15 protein-coding genes are annotated in these 21,995 nt (G+C 68.9%); 6 read left to right on the forward strand and 9 right to left on the reverse strand.

Annotation, left to right across the window (positions count from 1 at the left end; all coding sequences use genetic code 11):
- Positions 1-6: 6 nt before the first annotated feature.
- Complete coding sequence (locus ACWFRF_RS27890; RefSeq protein ID WP_378638622.1) at positions 7-648, reverse strand: hypothetical protein; 642 nt, start codon at positions 646-648, stop codon at positions 7-9.
- Between the two features lie 148 nt (positions 649-796).
- Between ACWFRF_RS27890 and ACWFRF_RS27895 the strand changes: the two genes are divergently transcribed.
- The 5 genes from ACWFRF_RS27895 to ACWFRF_RS27915 all read left to right on the forward strand — a co-directional run bounded on the left by ACWFRF_RS27895 (position 797) and on the right by ACWFRF_RS27915 (position 11,263).
- Complete coding sequence (locus ACWFRF_RS27895; RefSeq protein ID WP_452453012.1) at positions 797-4,963, forward strand: transglutaminase family protein; 4,167 nt, start codon at positions 797-799, stop codon at positions 4,961-4,963.
- Positions 4,964-5,179: 216 nt separating this feature from the next.
- Complete coding sequence (locus tag ACWFRF_RS27900) at positions 5,180-8,308, forward strand: circularly permuted type 2 ATP-grasp protein (protein ID WP_452453014.1); 3,129 nt, start codon at positions 5,180-5,182, stop codon at positions 8,306-8,308.
- Positions 8,305-9,201, forward strand: coding sequence for a transglutaminase family protein (locus ACWFRF_RS27905; RefSeq protein WP_452453016.1), 897 nt, complete (start codon positions 8,305-8,307; stop codon positions 9,199-9,201). Before ACWFRF_RS27900 ends, ACWFRF_RS27905 begins: the two co-directional genes overlap by 4 nt.
- Before the next feature lie 3 nt (positions 9,202-9,204).
- Complete coding sequence (locus ACWFRF_RS27910) at positions 9,205-10,272, forward strand: zinc-binding metallopeptidase family protein (protein ID WP_378638632.1); 1,068 nt, start codon at positions 9,205-9,207, stop codon at positions 10,270-10,272.
- Between the two features lie 118 nt (positions 10,273-10,390).
- On the forward strand, positions 10,391-11,263 hold the full coding sequence (locus tag ACWFRF_RS27915) for a bile acid:sodium symporter family protein (RefSeq protein WP_378994381.1): 873 nt from the start codon (positions 10,391-10,393) through the stop codon (positions 11,261-11,263).
- A 1-nt stretch (position 11,264) separates the two neighbouring features.
- Here the strand turns inward: ACWFRF_RS27915 and ACWFRF_RS27920 are convergent, their stop codons facing one another.
- The 7 genes from ACWFRF_RS27920 to ACWFRF_RS27950 all read right to left on the reverse strand — a co-directional run bounded on the left by ACWFRF_RS27920 (position 11,265) and on the right by ACWFRF_RS27950 (position 19,002).
- Positions 11,265-12,056: an ABC transporter ATP-binding protein gene (locus ACWFRF_RS27920; RefSeq protein ID WP_452453018.1), complete on the reverse strand. Its 792-nt coding sequence runs from the start codon at positions 12,054-12,056 to the stop codon at positions 11,265-11,267.
- Complete coding sequence (locus ACWFRF_RS27925) at positions 12,053-13,111, reverse strand: taurine ABC transporter substrate-binding protein (RefSeq protein ID WP_379312830.1); 1,059 nt, start codon at positions 13,109-13,111, stop codon at positions 12,053-12,055. The genes ACWFRF_RS27920 and ACWFRF_RS27925 overlap by 4 nt, the downstream gene beginning before the upstream one ends.
- Positions 13,108-13,974, reverse strand: a complete 867-nt coding sequence (locus tag ACWFRF_RS27930) for an ABC transporter permease (protein WP_387446168.1) — start codon at positions 13,972-13,974, stop codon at positions 13,108-13,110. Before ACWFRF_RS27930 ends, ACWFRF_RS27925 begins: the two co-directional genes overlap by 4 nt.
- Before the next feature lie 149 nt (positions 13,975-14,123).
- Complete coding sequence (locus ACWFRF_RS27935; RefSeq protein WP_378660960.1) at positions 14,124-14,840, reverse strand: type 1 glutamine amidotransferase; 717 nt, start codon at positions 14,838-14,840, stop codon at positions 14,124-14,126.
- Positions 14,837-16,072 carry a MurT ligase domain-containing protein gene (locus tag ACWFRF_RS27940; RefSeq protein WP_452453020.1) on the reverse strand — a complete coding sequence of 412 codons (1,236 nt, stop codon included), beginning with the start codon at positions 16,070-16,072 and terminating at the stop codon, positions 14,837-14,839. Before ACWFRF_RS27940 ends, ACWFRF_RS27935 begins: the two co-directional genes overlap by 4 nt.
- 62 nt (positions 16,073-16,134) lie before the next feature.
- Entirely contained in the window at positions 16,135-17,889 is a 1,755-nt protein-coding gene (locus tag ACWFRF_RS27945; protein ID WP_452453021.1) for a hydroxysqualene dehydroxylase, read from the reverse strand.
- A gap of 186 nt (positions 17,890-18,075) precedes the next feature.
- Positions 18,076-19,002, reverse strand: a complete 927-nt coding sequence (locus ACWFRF_RS27950) for an EamA family transporter (protein ID WP_378994370.1) — start codon at positions 19,000-19,002, stop codon at positions 18,076-18,078.
- A gap of 71 nt (positions 19,003-19,073) precedes the next feature.
- On the opposite strand from ACWFRF_RS27950, the gene ACWFRF_RS27955 reads away from it, so the two are divergent.
- A complete protein-coding gene (locus ACWFRF_RS27955) occupies positions 19,074-19,973 on the forward strand; it encodes a LysR family transcriptional regulator (RefSeq protein WP_452453023.1) in 900 nt (299 codons plus the stop codon).
- A gap of 10 nt (positions 19,974-19,983) precedes the next feature.
- Here the strand turns inward: ACWFRF_RS27955 and ACWFRF_RS27960 are convergent, their stop codons facing one another.
- A complete protein-coding gene (locus ACWFRF_RS27960; protein WP_452453025.1) occupies positions 19,984-21,768 on the reverse strand; it encodes a nucleotide-binding protein in 1,785 nt (594 codons plus the stop codon).
- Positions 21,769-21,995: the final 227 nt, after the last annotated feature.

Below are 21,995 nucleotides of genomic sequence, written 5' to 3' on the forward strand. Positions count from 1 at the left end.
CCAAGATCAGAGCTCGACGCGGGTCCAGGCGACGCCGTCGGTGGTGGCGGGCTTGCCGTTGGCCCACTCCCAGATGATGCGGGCGACCTGCGCCGGGTCGTCGAGGGTCGTGCCGAAATGCCGGTCGGGGCCGCCGTCGCGATATTCGAGGGTGTAGGGCCCGTTCGGGTCGCGATAGGTCTGGATGTAGCGCTGTTCGCCCTGCTCGACGATGAGATACGGGTTGGGCGCGGCGAGCCCGGCCACCCAGTGGTGGGCCAATTCCTCGGTGAGATAGGGGAATTCGCCCGCGCCGCCGTGCGTGACGTTGATCGGGATGTGGCCCGCCGGGTCGATGAGCCAGGTCAGCTGCGGATCGTAGACGGCGTAGCCGCGCGGGGTGGCGAGGTCGAAGAGCAGATTGCGGACGAAGCCGATGGCGTCGTACGGCGAGGGGATGTAGAGCGTGTCGCCGCTGGGACCGCCGACGGATTCGACGCTGAGGAACGAGTCGTCCACCGGCAGTTCGGCGTTGCGCGCGTTCAGTTCGGCCGCGATCTCGGCGATCGATGCGGACTCGGTCACGCCTTCCTGGGCGGCCAGGTACGCGTCGATCTCGTCGACAGAGCTGGCGACGCCGGACGGCAGGAGGATGTGGTCGTAGCTCACCCGGCCAGCCTACGGGGAGCGGAGTCGGCGGTAATCGATGTGGTCCCTGCCCCGCGCTATTACCAGCGTGTTTCGAAAGGGGGGCCGGTCGGGAAACTCAGGTTTCGTCGACCCGCGCGGTGTCGGGGGTGTGTGGTCCACTTGGTGGATGGGCATCAAGGTGTCACTCGAGCACCGCACGGCATACTCCTTCGATCGTCTCGTCGAGGTGCATCCGCATGAAGTGCGGTTGCGCCCCGCGCCGCACTCGCGGACGCCGATCGAGGCGTATTCGCTCGAGGTGTCGCCGGCCGAGCACTTCGTCAACTGGCAGCAGGACGCGTTCGGCAATTTCGTTGCGCGCCTGGTGTTTCCGAATCCGACCAAGGAGTTGTCGATCACCGTGGGGTTGATCGCCGACCTCGAGGTGGTCAACCCGTTCGACTTCTTCATCGAGGATTACGCGGAGTTCTTCCCGTTCGAGTACGACACCGCACTCGCCGAGGATCTCGCGCCCTATCTGCGGCGCGTCGACGAGGCGGAGCCGGGCAGCGGCCCCGGCGAGTTGTTGCGGGAGTGGGCGCGGGTACACCGGCCGCAGGGCCGGACCCGTGCCATCGACTACCTCGTGGAACTCAACTACGCGCTGCGCAATTCGGTCGACTACACCGTGCGCATGGAGGCGGGTGTGCAGACACCCGATCACACCTTGCGCACCGCGCTCGGGTCCTGCCGCGACTCGGCCTGGCTGCTGGTCGGCGTGCTGCGTGAGCTGGGGCTGGCCGCCCGCTTCGTCTCCGGCTACCTGGTCCAGCTCACCTCCGACGTGCCCTCGCTGGACGGCCCGTCGGGCCCGACCGCCGACTTCACCGACCTGCACGCCTGGACCGAGGTGTATCTGCCCGGCGCGGGCTGGGTCGGCATGGATCCCACCTCCGGACTGTTCGCGGGCGAGGGCCACATCCCACTCGCGGCCACCCCGCATCCCGGCGCCGCCGCCCCGATCACCGGGGCGACCGGGATCACCGAGGCCACCCTCGACTTCAGCAATGTGGTTCGGCGTATCCACGAGGATCCGCGAGTCACGCTGCCCTATACCGATTCCCAGTGGGACCGCATCGTCGCCTCCGGTGCCGCGATCGACGCGCGGATGGCCGCGGCCGATGTGGGCCTCACCATGGGCGGCGAGCCCACCTTCGTCTCCATCGACGACCAGATGAGCGCCCAGTGGACCACCGACGCCGACGGCAGACACAAACGTGAGCGCGCCGTCGACCTGGCCGACAGGCTCCGCGCGATCTACGCGCCGACCGGCATCGTGCAGTATCGCCAGGGCAAGTGGTATCCCGGAGAACCGTTGCCCCGCTGGGAGATCGCGATCGCGTGGCGGCCCGATGGCGAGCCGGTCTGGCAGCGCCAGGACCTGCTCACCGACCCGTGGACACCGATTTCGCAGCACACGCCGGTGAAGCCGGTCGCCGAGACCGGCGGGCACTCGAACGGCTACGCCCCGGCCGGTGCCGAGGTCGCGACCGCTGTTGTCGCGCTGGGCCTGGCGGACGAGTCCGGCGTGAACGCGGCCGATGACGTGCCGGGGCCGGTCGACGCGGTGTCGGTGCTCGATGCGCAGCTACCTCCCGTTGGCCCGGTCGACATGGTCGCGGTCTTCGATGCGCGCCGTCGGGTCGGCGGTGACGAACTCGCTGCCGCCGTCGTCGCGCTGGGGCTCGCCGACGATGACGATGACCGGCGCGACAGCGAGCCGGTCGGTATCGATGTGGTCGACGAGGCCGATCTCGCGGAAGCCGCGGAACCTGCTCTCGAGGCCGTAGACCTGGAGGTGGTGGAGTTCGACGACGGACCGGCGCTGATCGACGAGCCCGTCGAGTTCGTCGCCGCCGAGCACCGCCGGGCCGCGGAGAGTCAGCAGGCCAGCGCTGAAGCCGGCGGTTCCGTTCGCCCCGCGAAGAGGGCCGAGGAGCCGAAGAGGGCCGCGGAGCCGACGAAGGCCGAGGAGCCGACGAAGGCCGCGGAGCCGACGAAGGCCGAGGAGCCGACGAAGGCCGCGGAGCCGACGAAGGAAGCCGAGGAGTCGGTCAAGGCTGCGGAGAAGGCCGAGGACCCACTGCGAAAAGTGCTGCGGAAGAGCAAACTTCGTGGGAAGAAGGGCAAGGCGAGTGCGCCGCAGTCGGCCTACCCGCCCATCCAGCTCGCCCGTTCGCAGCCGATCAATTCGGCCGCCGGGGTGATCCCCGACCGGGCGCCCGCTGCCGATATCGGCGCGGCCAAGGCGCTGATCGCTGAGATCGCGGGCACCCTGGGGTTGCCCGATGGACAGGTGCGGCCCGCGTTCGAGGATCCGCTGGCGCGGTTGGCCGCGACCGTGAGTGCGCCGTACGGCGATCCGCCGCCCGCCGATATCGACCCGGCCGAGGACTCGCCCGAAGTGCGGCGGGTATTGCTCGAGAGCCTGGAGGAGTCGGTCGATCAGCCGTCGGCGTATGTGCTGCCGATTCATCGACGGGCCGACGGCGCGGGCTGGGCCAGTGCCGACTGGCAGCTGCGTCGCGGGCGTGCCGAGGGCGGCCGCGGCCGGATCGTGTTGGCCGATGGTGATTCGCCTGCCGGACTTCGCCTTCCGATCGGGTCGGTGTCCTGGCACGCGCCGCCGATCCTGCCCGACAGCGACCCGCTCTATCAGAAACCGCTGCGCGCGGAACGGGCCGAGCCGCCCGCAGCGGTGGAGCCCGCCGATTTCACCCCGACGACCGCGCTGGTCGCCGAGGTCAGACAGGGGCGGCTGCACGTGTTCCTGCCGCCGGTCGCCGAGCTCGACGACTTCCTCGATCTGATCGCCAAGGTCGAGGCGGCCGCGGTGGCGATCGGCCAGCCCGTGGTGCTGGAGGGCTATGCCCCGCCGAGTGATGCACGGCTACAGACGTTTTCGGTGACGCCCGACCCGGGCGTGATCGAGGTGAACATCATGCCCACCAGCTCGTTCGCCGAGCAGGCCGAGGTGCTGAACACCCTCTACGAGCAGGCCAGGTTCGCCCGGCTGAGCACCGAGTCGTTCGACGTGGACGGCACGCACGGCGGCACCGGCGGCGGCAACCACATCACCCTCGGCGGGGTCACCCCGGCGCGTTCGCCGATGCTGCGCCGCCCCGACCTGCTGGTCTCCATGCTCACCTACTGGCAGCGTCATCCCGCGCTGTCGTACCTGTTCGCGGGTCGTTTCGTCGGCCCGACCTCGCAGGCGCCCCGCGCGGACGAGGGTCGCGAAGGCGCGCTCTACGAACTCGAGATCGCCTTCGCCGAGGTCGCCAGGCTCACCGCCGAGCAAGCCCACGGGCCGACGCCGTACGAGATCCAGTCGGCCCCTTGGCATATCGATCGCGCACTGCGCCATCTGCTCACCGATCTCACCGGCAACACCCACCGTGCCGAGTTCTGCATCGACAAGCTGTACAGCCCCGACTCCGCGCGCGGCCGTCTCGGGTTGCTCGAACTGCGCGGCTTCGAGATGCCGCCGCATTTCCAGATGGCGATGGTGCAATCGCTGCTGGTGCGCGGCCTGGTCGCGATGTTCTGGGACAAGCCGCTGCGCGCGCCGCTGATCCGGCACGGGTCCAACCTGCACGGCCGCTATCTGCTGCCGCACTTCCTGATGAACGACATCGCCGAAGTGGCCGCCGACCTGCGCGCGGCGGGCGTCGACTTCGACACCGCCTGGCTCGACCCCTTCACCGAATTCCGCTTCCCCCGTATCGGCACCGCCATGATCGGTGAGGCGGAGCTGGAACTGCGCGGGGCGATCGAACCCTGGCTCACCCTTGGCGAACAGACCACCGGCCAGGGCACCGCTCGCTACGTGGACTCCTCGGTGGAACGGTTGCAGGTGCGACTGGTCGGAGCCGACCGCGGCCGCTACGTCCTCACCTGCAACGGCATGCCGGTTCCGCTGCTGGCCACCGACAAATCCGATGTGCAGGTGGCGGGCGTGCGCTACCGCGCCTGGCAGCCGCCGAACTCCCTGCACCCCTCGATCACCGTCGACGCCCCCCTGGTGTTCGACCTGATAGACGTCGCGACGGGCATCTCCCGTGGCGGCTGCACCTACCACGTCGTGCACCCCGGCGGCCGCGCCTACGACGACGCACCCGTCAACGCCGTCGCCGCCCAATCGCGCCGTAACCGCCGTTTCGAGGCCGCCGGTCATACGGTGAACCCGATCGATCCCGCCGAACTCCGTGCGAAGATCGCGGCACAGTCGACCGATGTGGGAGCACCAGGCATCCTGGACCTACGCCGCGCGCGAACAGTCTGGGGCCAGTAGGAAAGGGGAGGCCCGGCGCGCCACAGAACGCCGGGGCGACCAGCACACCGATCTGGTCACCAGTCGATGGAAGTCACCGGCTTTGGGTTTTGCGGCCGTCCCGATTCTGGACTGACGGAGGGAGGGAGCGCAGCGACTGACCGGAGGAGGGAAGAATCGGGACAATCGGGGCCGCAAAACCCCGCGGCGCCAGCCGCAAAAATTACAGGAGGCTCGGTGGCTCAGCGCGATGAAGCGCAACGGGGCGGGAATCGGCCGGGATCGGGCGTTCGCGCTCAGGTTGCCGAGCAGTTCGCGCGGTATCGGGCTGACAGTTCGGCGGGGGCGCGCTTCGACGAGTGCGGCAGGCCGACCAGGGGCTATTACGACGAGTTGGTCGACGGGCGTGGGCGGGTGCGGTCGATGTGGTCGGAGCTGTCGGCCGATTTCATCGACCAGGGGATCGGCGGGATCGACCGGATCGATCACCGGGTGCGCAGGCAGATCGAGGACGACGGTGTCACCTACACCGAGGTCGGCCTGGGCGGCGACGACGACACCGCGATACCGCAACCGTGGCGTCTGGACCCGATTCCGCTGCTGGTGTCCGCCGAGGACTGGACCCGCCTCGAAACCGGTCTCGTGCAGCGCTCGCTGGTACTCGATGAGGTGCTCACCGACGTCTACGGCCCGCGCAGGCTGCTGAGTTCGGGCCTGTTGCCGCCGGAGGTGGTGTTCGGCAATACCGGGTATGTGCGGGCCGCGCACGGCATCACGATCCCCGGCACCCACCAGCTCTTTCTGCACGCCTGCGACATCAGCCGGTGGAGTGACGGGCAGTTCCGGGTTCTCGCCGACTGGGCGCAGGCACCCTCGGGCGCCGGGTACGCGCTGGCCGACCGTCGTGTGGTGGCTTCGGCCATTCCCGAGGCGTTCGAGCACGCGGGACCGCGTCCACTCAGCCCGTTCGCGCGGGCCATGCGGTTGATGCTCGAGGAGGCGGCGCCCGAACTGGCCGATGGGGAAGAGCCGGTCGTCGTCGTACTCAGCCCGGGTTCGCATTCCGAAACCGCCTTCGACCAGGCTTATCTCGCGCAGATGCTCGGGTTCCCGCTGGTGGAGAGTTCTGATCTGGTGGTGCGCGACGGTGCGCTGTGGATGCGCTCGCTCGGCAGCTTGGAACGGGTCGATGTGGTGTTGCGGCGGGTGGACGCCGAGTTCTCCGACCCGCTGGATCTGCGCCCCGATTCGCGGCTCGGCGTGGTCGGGTTGGTCGAGGTGCTGCGTCGCGGTGCGGTGACGGTGGTGAACACCCTCGGTAGCGGGTTGCTGGAATCGCCCGCGCTGAGCCCGTTCCTGCCGCGCATCGCCCGCTCGGTGCTCGGCGAGGATCTGCTGCTCGATGCCACCCCCACCTACTGGGGTGGCGACGACACCGAGCGCGCGCACTTGGTGTCGCACGTCGGTGACCTGGTGATCCGCTCCGCTGTCGACGGCTCGACGATCTTCGGACCGAGCCTGTCGGCGGCCGAGCGCGCCGATCTCGCCGCCCGGATCGAGGTCGAGCGATGGAAGTGGGTGGGGCAGGAGCCCGCCGAGTTCTCGGTCGCGCCCGCGGTCGACGGCCCGGCGGGGCTGGCGCCGGCACCGGTGGGTATGCGGTTGTTCTCGCTGGCCAGACGGGGCAGCTATACGGCGATGTCGGGTGGCCTGGGTCAGCAGCGCATGCGGCTCGAACCGACCCGGAGCGTGATCAAGGTGGCCGCGAAGGACGTGTGGGTCCGCGCGGCTCCGGCGGCCGTGCCCGCGGCGAGTTCCGAAGCGCCGCACGAGGAGCGGTTGCGCAGGGCGGTGCCGGTCGTCGAGGCGATCAGCTCGCCGCGCGTGCTCAACGACCTGTTCTGGATGGGCCGCTACAGCGAACGCGCAGAGTCGGTGGTCCGCCTGCTCGCCGCCACCCATGACGTCTATCAGGACTATCGCTACCGACCATGGCTCGATGGCGCCGAAGCCTTGCCGATCCTCATGCGTGCCCTGTCGATCACCACGGGCACCGTCGCTCCAGAGTCGGTGCTGCCCAACGGAATCGGTCAGCTGGTGGCCGTGCGATCCCGCGATGTCGCAACCGAAGATCCGAACGCCGATGCTGGGCACCGTGATTCGGTAGGCGCCGAAGCGCCTGACCCGGTGGCGACGCGGTCATCGCGGTCCTCGGTCAGCGAAGAAGCAGGAACGGAGGCGGCGGAGCACGACGCGCCCGCTGAACCGAAGGCATCACAGTCGGCGGGGCAGAGCCGGTCCGCTGGTCGGGATCAGCCCACAGCGGACGAGCCCGAACCCGATTCCGAGGCAGAGGCGCCGTGGGAGCGGGCGGGGACCAGTGCGCTGGCCCGCGCGCTGCGCACCACCGGTGTCACGCCCGAGCGTGGTTCGGAGCCGGTGCCGGCCCCCGAGCCCGAGCCGGTGCTCGCTCGGTCGCGACAGGCGCAGGGCCAGTTCACCCACCGAGCCATGGATTCCAGTGGTCAGGACGGCGTGGCCGCGCGGCGGGCGGTGGCCGGAGCTTCGGCTGAGGGGTTCGGGTACCTGGCCTCGTTGACCGGTGATCGTGAGCTGGCCGGGTCGCTGTCGTACGCGGTGGATCACTACGGATCCGCCGCGCGAGCGGTGCGCGATCAATTGTCCGGTGACACCTGGATGATCATCGGCGCCGTCGACCGCGCACTGGCCGAATTCCGCAGTGCCAGTACCGAACAGGAGACGGCGTTGTCGTCGGTGCATTCGCTGGCGCTGGCGGCGCTGCTGTCGCTGTCGGGGATCGGCGCGGAGTCGCTGGTGCGCGACACCGGCTGGTACGTCATGGATATCGGTAAACGGATCGAGCGCGGGCTGGCGGTGACGTCGCTGATCAATGCCGCGCTGGGGCGACGGAGTTCGGCCGAAGTGCAAGGGGTGGTCGCGGAGGCCGTGCTCACCGCCACCGAGTCGGCGGTGAGTTACCGTCGCCGCCATCGTGGTTCGGCGCACGTGGCCGCGCTCGCGGGACTGCTGCTGTTCGACCCGGGCAACCCGCGGTCGCTGATCTATCAGCTCGACCGTCTCGAGGCCGACTTCCAGGCGCTGCCCGGTGGTTCCGGCGCCTCGCGTTCGCAGCGCCTGCTCGCCGACGCCCAGCGCATGCTGCGCCGCGTCGACCCGGCCGACCTGGAACACACCGACGACGACGGCGTGCGCACCGAACTGGTGGAACTGCTGGAGGGGGTGCACTTGCGACTGCGCAAGCTGGCCGAATCGTTCGAGGCCACCAAACTCACCGTCCCGCTGGGTATTCAGCCGCTCTGGGGCAATACCAGGATGGTCGGATGACCCGGCGATACATGGTGGTGCACCGCACCACCTACAGCTACTCCGACGAGGTGACCAGCTCCTACGGTCGCGCGTATCTCACCCCGCGCGAATATCCGGGTCAGCGCCTGCTCGAGCACGAGATCTACATCGACCCGGTGCCCTCGGACCGCTCGGTGGGCACCGACGTCTACGGCAACACCACGACGTATTTCCACGTGACCTCCGAGCATCGCAACCTCGAGGTCACCGGCGAGTCCCTCATCGATGTCGACGGCGCAGACCCGGCGGCGCTGCCGGGTGCCGACATGCCATGGGAGTCGGCGCGTCCTACGTCTGCCACCGGCCCGCTGGCCGTCGAGTTCACCCTCGATCTGCTCCCGCCCGAGATCACCCCCGACGTCGTCGCGTACGCCGTGGAGAGTTTCCCGCCGGGCAGGCCGCTGCTCGAAGCCGTGACCGAGCTGAACACGCGCATCCACCACGACTTCCAGTACCGTTCCGGGTCCACGACGGTGAGCACCAGCGTGGCCGACGTGTTCGCCGCCCGCGAAGGCGTGTGCCAGGACTTCGCCCGAATCGGCGCGGCGTGCCTGCGCGCGCAGGGCCTGGCCGCACGCTACGTCTCCGGCTATCTCGCCACCGACCCGCCGCCGGGCAAGGAACGCATGGTCGGCGTCGACGCCACGCACGCGTGGGCCGCGGTCTGGTTGCCCGGCGCCGACGACACCGATCGCACCGGCCGCTGGATCGCCTTCGACCCCACCAACGACCAGTTCGCCGACGAGCGGTACGTGACCGTGGCGTGGGGTCGCGATTACCAGGACGTTCCGCCGCTGCGTGGCATCATCTACACCGACGCGAAGCAGTCCACAATCAAGGTATCGGTCGATGTGGCCCCGGTGGAGGTGTAGTCCGTGCGTGATTTCGTCTGTCCGAACTGTGGCCAGCAGCTGGCTTTCGAGAACTCTGTCTGCCTGTCGTGCCGCAGCGCACTGGGTTTCAGCCTGGGGGAACGGGCGCTGGTGGTGATCGGTGACCCGCCGAGCGACGAGGCGATCGACCACGTGGCCGGCGTCGTCGACAGCGATCGCTTCCGCCTGTGCGACAACCTGCATGTGGCGCAGTGCAATTGGCTGGTCGACGGTGACGCGTCCGGTCCCGGCCTGTGCGTGTCGTGCAAGCTCACCAGGACCAGGCCCAACGACACCGACACCGACGGCCTCGCCGCGTTCGCCGAGGCCGAGACGGCCAAACGGCGATTGATCTTCGAGCTGGTCGAGCTCGGGCTGCCGATCGTCGGCCGCGACGAGGATCCCGAACACGGGCTGGCCTTCGATCTGCTGTCCAGCCGGACCGACGGCGTGCTCACCGGCCATATGGACGGCGTGGTCACCCTCGACCTGGCCGAGGCCGACGACCCGCACCGCGAGCAGTTGCGCATCGAGATGGCCGAGCCGTACCGCACGTTGCTCGGCCACTTCCGGCACGAGACCGGGCACTACTACTTCTCCGTGCTCGTCGCCGACGACGCTGCCCTGCAACGCTTTCGCGACCTGTTCGGCGATCCCTTCGCCGACTACCAGGCGGCACTGGACCGCCACTATTCCCAGGGTGCGCCCAGCGGCTGGAAACGCGACTACGTCTCCTCCTACGCCACGATGCACGCCGCCGAGGACTGGGCCGAGACCTTCGCCCACTACCTGCACATCCGCGACACCCTCGACACGGCGGCCGCCTTCGGACTCGCCCCGGCGGGTGCGACGCTGGACCGCCCACAGATCGGCCGCGCCGGGTTCGACAAGATCATCGAGCTCTGGCTGCCGCTGACCTGGTCGCTGAACATGGTCAACCGCTCGATGGGCCGCGACGACCTGTACCCCTTCGTGTTGCCGGAGCGGGTGCTGGAGAAGATGCGCTTCGTCCACGATCTGTGCACCGGCAGTCATGCCGCCGCTCCGGAGGCTGTCGTCTCGACGGGGTAATACCTTGTCGATTTCGCTGCGACGAACGTCACAGCTGGCTACGCTGCGAGATTGAGACCGGAGCGTCTCAATCCGGTCGGTACCTCGACCCGGACTGCTCGACGAGAAGTGTGTGGCTATGAACTCTCCACTGGTATCAGTCGGTCTGCCGTTGGCGCTGGCGGTGATCATGTTCGGCCTCGGGCTCTCGCTCACCGGCGCCGACTTCGCCCGCATCGCGAAGACGCCGCGCATCGTCGCCATCGCGCTGGTCTGCCAATTGCTGGTGCTACCGGTGGTCGCGTTCGGCCTGGTGCTGCTGTTCGACCTGACGCCGATTCTGGCGGTCGGCATGATGCTGCTCGCCGCCTCGCCCGGCGGGACGACAGCGAACCTGTTCAGCCACCTCTTCCGTGGTGACGTGGCGCTGAATGTGTCGCTGACCGCGGTCAATTCGATCATCGCGGTCGTCACCGTGCCGCTGGTGACCAACTTCGCCATCGGCTACTTCGAGCCGAGCGGCGAGGACGGTTCCGTCGGTTTGCAGCTGAGCAAGGTGATCCAGGTGTTCGCCATCGTGCTGGTTCCGGTCGGCCTGGGCATGCTGGTGCGCCGCTGGTCGGCGGAGTTCGCGGACCGGATGGACAAGCCGGTCCGCATCGGGTCGGCGATCACCTTGCTGCTGGTGATCGTCGGCACCATCGTCAGCGAGCGGGAGACCCTGACCGACTCGCTCGCCGACGTCGGCGCCATCACCGTCGTGTTCTGCCTGATCAGCCTGTCGGTCGGCTACTACCTGCCGCGCCTGCTCGGCGTCGCCGACCGCCAGGCCATCGCCTGCTCGTTCGAGGTCGGTATCCACAACAGCACCATCGCCATCACCATCGCGATCAGCGTGCTCGACAGCACCGAGCTGGCCGTTCCCGCCGCGGTCTACGGCGTGCTGATGTTCCCGCTCGCCGCGCTCGTCGGCTGGCTCATCACCCGTCGGCAGGTGAGCGTCGCCGTCTAGATCAGGCGTGCGCCGCGTAGATGTGGCGAGCCAATTCGTCTCGGAGGGCGCTGAACTCGGGGTCGGCACGGATCGTGGCGAAGTCGGCGCCCGCCTCGAAGGTGGGCGTGACATCGTGCACGATCCGGCCGGGCTCGGTGCCCATCACCAGGATTCGGGTGCCGAGGAGGATGGCTTCCTCGATGCCGTGGGTGACGAACAGCACCGTCTTGCGGCGATCGCGCCACAGGGTGAGCAGTTCGCGCTGGAGTCGTTCCCTGGTCAACGCGTCGAGGGCGCCGAAGGGCTCGTCCATGAGCACGATGCCGGGATCGTTGATCAGCACGCGGGCGATCTGCGCGCGCTGCTGCTGGCCGCCGGAGAGCTCGTAGGGCTTGCGGTCGCCGAGCTGGTCGAGTCCGACCAGCTCCAGCAGCCGCTGCGCGTCGGCCCGCCGCGTCTGCTTCGACACCCCACGGACTTTCGGGGCGAACTCGACATTGCCGCGGACCGAGAGCCAGGGGTAGAGGTTGGCCTGCTGGAAGACCACGCCGCGGTCGGGATCGGGTCCGTCGATCACCCGATCGCCGACCCGCACCGCACCCGAGGTCGGTGGGAGGAATCCGGCGAGGATGTTGAGCAGGGTGGACTTGCCGCAGCCGGAAGGGCCGATGACGCAGACGAATTCGCCGGGTTCGATGGTGAGGTCGGTCGGCGCGAGCACCACGACGTCGCCGTCGGGACCGGGGTAGCTCTTGCTCACCCCGGTCAACGTCACCCGCTCGGCATCGGCGGCCACCGGCCCCGCGGTCACGAGCCCGCGCCCGCCGCGGCGGTGGCGGAGATGCCGTCGCGGTACTGCTGATCGGTGCCGACCGCGGCGATGCCGCCCTGGCTCAACAGGAATCGCGCGGTACCGGCGAGGTCCGCGCCGAAGCCGCCACCCAGGTACTTCGCGCCTGCCTGCTCGGCGGCGGGCAGGTACTGGTAGCCCGCCAGCTGCGGAACGACCTTGTCGGGGGCGATACCGAGCTGCGCGCCGATCGACACCGCGGCCTCGGCCTGCTGGTTCTTCAGCTGACCGACGGCGTAGTCCTGCACCTTGGCCCAGGTCTTCGCGAACGCGGCATTGTCGGCGAGGAATTTCTTGTCGGCGATGGCGACGTCGAAGGTCGGCGCACCGCCCGCCGCGGTCTCGGCACTACTGGTGAGCACCGTGCCGCCCGCCGCGGTGAGCTTGGACAGCGTCGGGTCCCAGACCCAGGCGGCATCGATCTGATTGCCTTGCCACGCACCGGGAATCGCGTCGGGGGCGAGGTTGATCAGCTCCACCTTGCCGGTGAGACCGGCCTTGTCCAGCGCGGCGAGCAAGCTGTAGTGGGAGGTGGAGCCGAAGGGCGTGGCCACCTTCTTGCCCGTCAGCCCGGCCAGGGTAGTGATCGACTTGTCCCGCACGACAAGCGATTCCGAGGTGCCGATCACATCGTGGATCCACACCACCTGCACGGGCAGGTTCAGCGGCGCCGACAGGGCCTTGGTCGCCGGGCTCGAACCGAGCGTGCCGATATCGAGTCCGCCCGCGCCGAAGGCCTGCACCACATCGGCGCCGGAGGAGAACTGGCTCCAGGTGATCTTCGCGTTCGGCAGGCACGCCTGCAGCAGGTTGCGGTCCTTCACCACCAGATCGCCGTTGGGGATGGCTTGGAAGCCGAGGCGAACGGTGCTGGTAACGCTCGGATCGGCGGCGAACGGGCAGCTCGCGGCCGCGCCGGTGTCCTCGCGCCCCGATTCCACGCAGCCCGCGGTGACAGCGACAACGGCGGAGAGTGCGGCCGAGGTCGCGACGACCCTGCGCAGTGCGGTTTTCATACTTTGCCTTTCCAGGGAACAGCTCGGGCGCCGATGAACACGATCACCGCGTCCAGCAGCATCGCCGCCACGCCGATCACGATGATGCAGGCGATGGTGAGCGGCGTATTCAGTTGCGTGCCCGCGATATACGCGAGTCCGCCGATGCCGGGGATGCCGTTGTTGAGTTCGGCGGCCACGACCGTGGTCCAGGCGAAAGCCGTCGCGATGCGGATACCGCTGATCACGTTGGGCAGGGTGGCGGGGAGTACGACGAGGGAAATAACCTGTGCGCGACCGGCGCCCAGTGAGCGCGCCGCGTTGAGGTAGTCCTGTTTGACGCCCAGTACGCCGTCGAGCGTCGCGATGACGATCGGCGGGAAGGCGGCGAGGAACAGCAGCCAGATCTTGGCGGTGTCGCCGATGCCGAACCACACGATGAGCAGACCGATGTAACCCAGCGGCGGCAGGGCGCGCAGAAAGTTCAGGATCGGCTCGGTGACCCACCGCACCGGCGCGACCATCCCCATCACGAACCCGACCAGCGGCCCGACGACGATCGCCGCACCCACCCCGATCGCGATCCGCTGGAGGCTGGCCAGCAGGTGTTCCCACAGGTAGTAGTTCTGCTCGCCGACCACGAACCGATCCACGCCGTCGGCGATCCGATGCGTGGAATTGGCGCGCACGAAGGCATCCCACACCGCCTTCGGCGACGGCAGATACAGCGGGTCGACCAATCCGGCGGCCGTCACCACCGTCCAGCCGGCCAGCACGACGCCGAGCGCCACCACCGCGGCCAGCACCGAACCACCCCGCCGAGGTGCCTTCGCAGTGCTCGGTTTCGCACCGGCCGCTTCGTCGGCGTCCACGGTCGACACCACTGCGGTCACCTCGGCACTCCTCACCTCCGGTGCCGGGCGGATTCGTCCAGCACTGCGAAGGGAGACGCTATCGGCGCAGGTAGCGGTTACGGGAGGTTAAAAGTCGCGATGAGCGGAAGTCCGCGCGGCGGCGTCGATCCGCTGTCGGGTCAGGCGCGCAGGCGTTCCTTGCGGAGGCGATCGACCTCGGGAAGGTCGAGGGGAGCCAGGTCGGTGGCGGGGATACCGAGGGCCTTGGCGATGAGGAGATCGGCCAGCTCGGGGTTGCGGGCGAGCGCGGGGCCGTGCAGGTAGGTGCCGAAGACCGAGCCCTGGACCACGCCCTCGGTGCCGTCGCCCACGCCGTTGCCGACACCTCGGGTCACGCGGGCCAGCGGGGTGGCATCGGAGCCGAGAGTCGTGCCGCCCCGGTGGTTCTCGAAGCCGGTGAGAGGCGCTTTCAGGCCGGGAACCAGCGGCGTGGTGGTGACCTCGCCGATGGCGCGCACCTTCTGCGGCGAGGTGGTGACGTCGAAAAGGCTGACGCCGTCGACCTTTTCGCCCGCCGAGGTCTCGTACCAGTTGCCGAGCACCTGGATGGCGGCGCAGATCGCGAGCACCGGTGCGCCCTTGGCGGCGGCCTGCTGGAGGCCGGGGTACTTCTGCAGGTGGCGGGTGGCCAGGCGCTGCGCGGAGTCCTCGGCGCCGCCGAGGGTGTAGATGTCGAAGGAATCCGGGACGGGATCGGCGAGGGTGATGTCGATGATCTCGGCGTCGTAGCCCCGCATCCGCAGGCGCTGGCGCAGGACCAGGGCATTGCCGCCGTCGCCGTAGGTGCCCATCACGTCGGGCAGCACGAGGCCGATACGAAGGGTTGACTCGCTCACTTGCGGGCCTCCAGGTCACGGTTGAGATCGCGGAACGCGGTGTAGTTGGCCAGCACCTCGACATGTCCGGGGGGACAGGAGGCGATGGCGCGCACGGGATCCGGGACGAGCGTGTGCTCGACACCCGCGTAGGTGAGGCGCACGGCGAGATCGGTGGCGCGCTCGCCCGAGGCGACCACCTGCACGCCCTCGAAGTGCTCGAACCGCACGTCCCACAGCCACGACAGGTCCTCGCCGTCGGGCACCTGACCGTTCACCGCGATCACCAGACCGGCCGAGGCCGGGTCGATCATCGACAGCGCTTCCTGCCAGCCCGCGGGGTTCTTGGCCAGCAGCAACCGCGCGTCGTGGTCGCCGACGGTGACGGTGCGGTAGCGGCCCGCGATCTCGCGCACAGTGCCGGTGGCATCGGTGGCCTTCGCGGGCTCGGCGCCCATCGCGACCGCCGCGGCCACCGCCTGCGCGGCATTGCCGCGATTCGCGCGACCCGGCAGCGCCAGATGCAGTGGAGCGCGGAAACCGTCAGGGCCGCACAGGTCTTCGCCCTCGAGCCACCACACCGGCTGCGGGCGATGGAAATCGGCACCGGTCGAGCGCCAGTTCTCGCCCTCCCAGACGATCGGCTCGCCGCTGCGCGGACAACTCGTCGCGTCGACGGCCCAGCCGCTGCCCGCCGACACCCACACCACATTCGGGTGGTCGTAGGCGATGGAGGCCACCAGCACGTCGTCACAGTTGGCGATGACGACCGCGTCGGGATGACGCAGGAGCCCGGCACGCAGCTTGCGTTCGATCATGTTGATCTCGCCGACCCGGTCGAGCTGGTCGCGGCTGAGGTTGAGCAGTACCACGGCGGCCGGATCCAGCGCGTCGCTCACGTGCGGCAGGTGCAGCTCGTCGACCTCGATCGCGGCCAGCGCCACACCCGGGTGCAGGCTGAGCGCGGCCACGATGCCCGCGTCCATATTGGCGCCGTCGGCCTGGGTGGCGACGTCGCCGAGCGTGCCGAGCGCGGCGGTCGTCATCCGGGTGGTGGTCGACTTACCGTTCGTGCCGGTGATCAGCACCGTTCGCCGACCGCGCCCGAGCTGCGTCATGATCGACGGATCGATCTTCAACGCGATCAGGCCGCCGATCATCGAACCCTTGCCGCGACCCGCCTTCTGCGAAGCCCACGACGCTGCTGCCGCTGCTCGCAAGGCCAAGCGTCCACGCACCGAGATGTCTGCCACGCCGCGAGTCTATGTGCGCGCCGTCCGGGCGCGCGTGCGGGAGCGGTGTGAGCTTGTCCGGGTCAGGTCGGTTCGTCGAAAAGGTTGGGCATGCCCTTGGCGTAGCGGTCGGCGTCGATGATGCGCAGCGGCTCCAGTTCGGGGGTGCGGCGCAGCCGGAAACCACGGCAGCGCGGTGCCGGCGAGCCCGCCACGTCGAGCAGCGCGTTCACCGCCGCACGGGCCGACTCGTTGGCGCCCTCCATGGTCGCCAGGTCCACATCGGTGCGCACGTAGTCACCTGCGAGGAAGAGATTCTCGATCGACCCGTGCGCCTCGGGGCGGGCATCCCAGGAGCCGGCGGTATTGATGAGCAACGGGTCGGCATTCGCGTTGTGACTGCCCTGCCAGGTGATTCCCGGATCGAGAAACCAGGAATGCACATCGGCGGGCCGGAGCAATTGTTCACGATCGTTGAGATGGCTGCTCAACTGTGCCCAGACTTCGCGGAAGATCTCCTCGTGGGTGCACGCGGTGGCGGGTTTGCCGTACAGCATTCCCGGCGAATTCCAGTCGGAGATATCGATCGAAAGGCAATCGGCCACCGTGCCGTCGCCGAAGGACGGCAGTTTATCGGTCCACAGCTGATTCTGGCTGATCGAGGTGAGTGACCACGGCGAATCGACATAGGCCGTGTGTCCGCGCGAAATATGCAGGGGCGCACGGAAATAGATCTGTATTCCGTTCATCCAATCGACGAAGAGCCGCTCCGTCGCGGCGAGTTCGGGCGCCACGGCGAGTACCTGCGACGACCACAGTTTTCTCGCGTGTTCCACCGGCAGCGCCACCACGAAATAGTCGGCGTCGACGGTGCGCGCGCCCGTGGCGTCGGTGATCCGGGCCGCCCGGATCCGCCGGTCGCGCACCTCGAGTTCGCTGACCCGTGCGCCGAGTTCGAAACGCACGCCCAGCTCACGCAGGTGCCGCACCCACGGATCGATCCAGGCGGCGTTGGTCGTGTTGTTGAGCACGCGGTCGAGGCCGCCGTCGTTGCCGAGGCCGAGCGGGTTGCCGAGGAACTGTTCGCCCATGCTGCCGATGGTGCGAGTGCTGGCCAGGTTCTCCTTGGCGGCGACCATGATCGATGTCAGCGACCGGGACACGACCGCGCGGAACTCGTGCGAACGTTCGTGCCCGTGCACGAAGTCGTACCAGGAGGTGTGCTCCCACTGGCCGAAACGGCGGGCATCGCAGCTGGTGTTGAACACCATCAGCCGATTGGCGAAGAACAGGCCTTCCGCCGCCGACATCTTGGCGGTCGTGGCGATGGTGCCGGCCAGGGTTTCGCGGATCGAGTCCGGCGTCGCCTGCGCGGCGGTGAAGCTGTCGGGCAGGGCAAGGGTGATGTCGTCGCTGTCACGGCGGGAGAACCGGGCCTCCGGCACGGCGATGAGGTTGTTCCACACGCCGTCGGGATTGCCCGGATGCGGAATGCGGCGCATCGTGTCGGGCAGGTTCTGATAGAAGCCGGGGAAGAAACGGAACCCGTGCTCGCCGGGCAGATCGGGTCTGCCGTCGCGGCCGGTACCCGGCACCCCCACGCTGCGGGCCTTGCCGCCCAGCGCGCGTGCCTCGTACACGGTGACCTCGAACCCGCGCTCGGCCAGTTCGTGCGCGGCCGTGAGCCCGGCGACACCGCCGCCGAGAACCGCTACCCGGCGCCCCGGCGGCGCGGCGAATCCCGGCGCTCCCGCCACGGCCCCCGCCGCTATCACCCCCGCTGCGACCGTGCCACGAAGAAGGTTCCTTCGCGAAACGGGCAACCGCTGTTCCGCCATACGCTGTTCAGCTGCCTTGCTCGAGTATTGCCTGGGATTTGCTACCACTCTAGAGCGCGGCGAAGACCTGGCTGTATCGACCTGTGCGTCGTTCGCGAGCTCAAAACCGACCGGTCGCACGGAAACACATCGGGCGACCGGTCACATGCTAGCCAGAGCTCGAGCGGTCGTGGGCTGAATTCGGGTTCAGGCTCGGGCCAATTCCGGGGTGGGGGCGGGCGATGGCGCCTTCGGAAGGCCCAGGCCGGTGGTTGCCGCGAAGGCGCCCGCGATCACGATCGCCCCGCCGATCAGCGCGGCCACCGACGGCTGTTCGTCGAGGACCACCCACGCCGCCGCGATGCCGACGACCGGCACGAGCAGCGACAACGGCGCCACGGTGCCCGCCGGATAGCGGCTCATCAGATAGGTCCACAGGCCCGAACCGCACACGGTCGCGAGGACGGCGATGTAGGCGACGGCGCCGAGTGCGGGCAGGCCGTCGGCGGAGAACGCGGCGCCGACCGCGCGGAAACCGGTGCCAGGCCCCTCGACAGCCATCGACAGCGCCAGCATCGGCACGACGGGAACCACCGACATCCACAGCGTCAGGTGCAGGGGGTTGTAGCCGGGGGAGTCGGCACCGGCCTGACGGGCGCCGATATTGCCGAACGCCCAGCCCAGGCCACCCGCCAACGTCAGCAGGACCGGCAGCAGGGTGGCGTTGGCCAAGCGGTCGGCGCCGATGATGACCATGCCGAACACGGCCACCGCGAGTCCGGCGACCTGCACCGGCCGCAAGCGCTCGCGCAACAGCACCGCGCCCAGCATCACCGTGAACGGCGCCGAGGACTGCAGTACCAGCGAGGCGAGGCCGGTCGGCATGCCGGTGCGCATCGCCGTGAACAGGAACGCGAACTGCAGAATGCCGAAGCCGGTGCCGTAGAGCAGCAGCCAGCGGGTGCGCACGGCCGGACGTGGAATGAAGATCAGCACGGGGATCGCGATGACGGCGAAGCGCAGCGCGACGAAGAAAAAGGGCGGGAAGTGGTCGAGGCCGATGCGGATGGCCAGGAAGTTCAGGCCCCAGAGCACAACGACGGTCAGTCCGAGCAGGCGATCACGGGAGGTCACGCCCTTATCGTGCGGGCCGCTAAAGATCAGCACAATCGAATAAATGTGGAGAGATAACGTAGTTTTACTTCATGTTCTCGATCGAGCGCCTGCGCATTCTGCGTGAGCTGGCCGACCGCGGCACGGTCGCCGCCGTCGCCGAGGTGCTGTCGATGACCCCGTCGGCGGTCTCGCAGCAGTTGAAGGTGCTCGGCAGAGAGGCCGGGGTTGCGCTGCTCGAACCGGACGGACGCCGGGTGCGGCTCACCGACGCGGGGCAGGCGCTGGTGCTCCGGGCCGACGACGTGCTCGCCGCGATGGACCGGGCCACCGCCGAGATGGCCCACTACCGGGGCTCACCGCGGGGTCAGGTGCGGGTGGCGTCGTTCCCGTCCGGTGCGGCACTGCTGTTGCCGCCCGTGCTCGCCACGCTGGCCACCAGCGGGGTCGAACTGGTCGCGGGCGACGAGGACCTGCCGCCGAGTGAGGCGTCGAAACTACTGGCCGACTACGACATCGTGCTCACCCATCGCGACGAACGCGCGCCGTCGCTGACCGGGCCGAGATTGTCGGCGCGGGTGCTGATGCGTGAGCCCATCGATGTCGTAGTCGCACCGGATCATCCGCTGGCCGGGCGTTCGTCGGTGTGCCCGGAAGAACTCGCCGAGGAGACCTGGGTGAGCGTGCGCGGCGGGTTCCCGGTCGACGACGTGCTCGAGTCCATCGCCACCGTCACCGGGGTACGGCCACGGATCGCGCAGCGGCTCAACGAGTTCCGGGTGATCGAAACGCTCGTGGTCTCCGGCTACGGCGTCGCGCTGATGCCGCGTTACGCCGTAGCTCACCCCGACTTGTCGGTGCTACCGCTGGCCGGGGTCCGCGCGGCCAGGGTCTACGAGATCATCACCCGCCCGCAGGCGCACCGCAGCCCCGCCATCGCGACGGTGCTCGACGCGTTCGAGGCCGCGGCGCGCGAGGTGATCGCGCGCTGACGGTGCTACCTCAGAACTGACCCGGCTGGTACTGCTGACCCGGGTAGGGCTGGCCCGGCTGATACGGCTGCTGCTGACCGTGGTAGCTGAAGTCGTCGGCGACCATCGCGGCCAGTTCGAGCAGGGCCCGCCTGGTCGGCTTGCTGACCAGTTCGAGATCGATCTCGGCGCCCTCGGCCAGGTGATCGTCGAACGGGACGATCTGCACGGCGCGGGTGCGGTCGAGGAACAGCTTGCGCAGCTGATCCAGGTCGACCGTGGAAGCGCCACGGCGAGAAGCGTTCACGACGACGACGGTGCGTTCGACCAGCTTGGAGTAGCCGTGGTGATCGAGCCAGTCCAGCGTCGCCGACGCGCTGCGCGCACCGTCGATCGCGGGGGAGGTGACCAGCACCAGCGAGCTCGCCATGTCCAGCACGCCCGACATCGCCGAGTGCATCAGGCCGGTGCCGCAGTCGGTGAGGATGATGTTGTAGAACGACTGCAGGATGCCGATGGCCTTGCGGTAGTCGGCCTCGCTGAAGGCCTCCGACACGGCCGGATCCTGTTCGGAGGCAAGCACTTCCAGTCGGCTCGGGGCCTGCGAGGTGTGTGCGCGGACATCCGAGTAGCGGGTGATCTGCTGGTCTTCGAGCAGATTGCGCACCGTCGAACGGGTCTGGCGCGGTACCCGGTGGGCGAGCGTGCCCAGGTCGGGGTTGGCGTCGATGGCGATGACGCGGTCACCACGCTGGGACGCGAAGGTGGAGCCGAGACCGACCGTGGTGGTGGTCTTGCCGACACCGCCCTTGAGCGAGAGGATCGCGATCCGGTAGTCGCCGCGCACGGGCTGGTTGACCCGTTCGCCGAGATCGCGGTAGACGACATCCGCCGCCGACTCACCCGGGTTGATCACACCGCCGGACACCTTGTGCACAGCCTTGCGCCACCCGCTGCGCGGTGACTTCCGCGCGCGCTTGAGCAGGTTCAGGTCGTTGACCGAATGGCCGGGCTGGCCCGGTGCCTGCATGTGCTGCGGCTGGAACGGCTGCTGCTGCTGGGGAGCCGGGCCGCCGCCCCACTGCTGACCCGGCGGGGGACCAGGCTGGCCGAGCTGGCCGGGGAACTGCCCGTGCTGACCGGGGAACTGTCCCTGATCGGGCTGCTGGCCGGGGAACTGCCCCGGCTGTTCCGGCTGCTGACCGGGCGGCATCCCACCCTGCATCGGCTGCTGGTACATCGGCGGCGGCGGAGGCGCCCAGCTGTAGATGGGCTCGGACTGCGGGCCCTGCTCCTGGGCGGGGAACTGCTGCTGCTGTTCGGGACCGGGGTACGGCTGACCCTCCGCGCCGGGGTACTGCGGCGGCACGCCGGGCTGCGGCTGTTCGCCCGTCGCGTGCGGACCGGGGTAAGGCTGTTCGGCGCTCGGCTGACCAGGAAGCCACGGCTGCTCGCCTGGTTGACCCGGCCACGGCTGCTGCTCGGGGCCGTTCACCGGCGGCTGCCCGCCGTTGTTCTGGTACGGATCCGGCACCGAGTACGGCGCGCCCTGTGCGAACTGGCCAGGCGGCGCGAAACCGGCGGGCTGGTACACGGTCTGGTCGGCGAGGCCGGCCGCGCCGGGCTCGGCGACGGGCTGGTCACCGGTCGACGGCTCGACAGCGTCACCGGTCGGCTCGGCAGCGGTGTCGGCGGGCTCGATGTCGTCCTCGGTCGCGGTCTGCACACCGGAGGGACCGGACGCAGCTTCGGACACGTCAGCCGACGGACTCTGCAGCCACGGCGGCGAGGTCGGATTATGGTCGTTGTTGGTCACAGTTCCCCCACTTGCTCGCTGAACGAGCAGGAAAGCTCGGCGCTGAATATGCCCTAAAACGCTAACACGGAGGCAATTTTCGCGCGTCGGGGGCAGTAACTCCCATGCCCCAGAGCGAATTCGAATGCTCCCAGCTCAACCGGTATATCCGGAACGAGGCCGACCGGGCGAACCGAAGTTGTCCACAGGCCCGAGAATCTATCCACAGGCACAAAAGCGGCCGGGAC

This window comes from Nocardia sp. NPDC055165 (assembly GCF_053606985.1).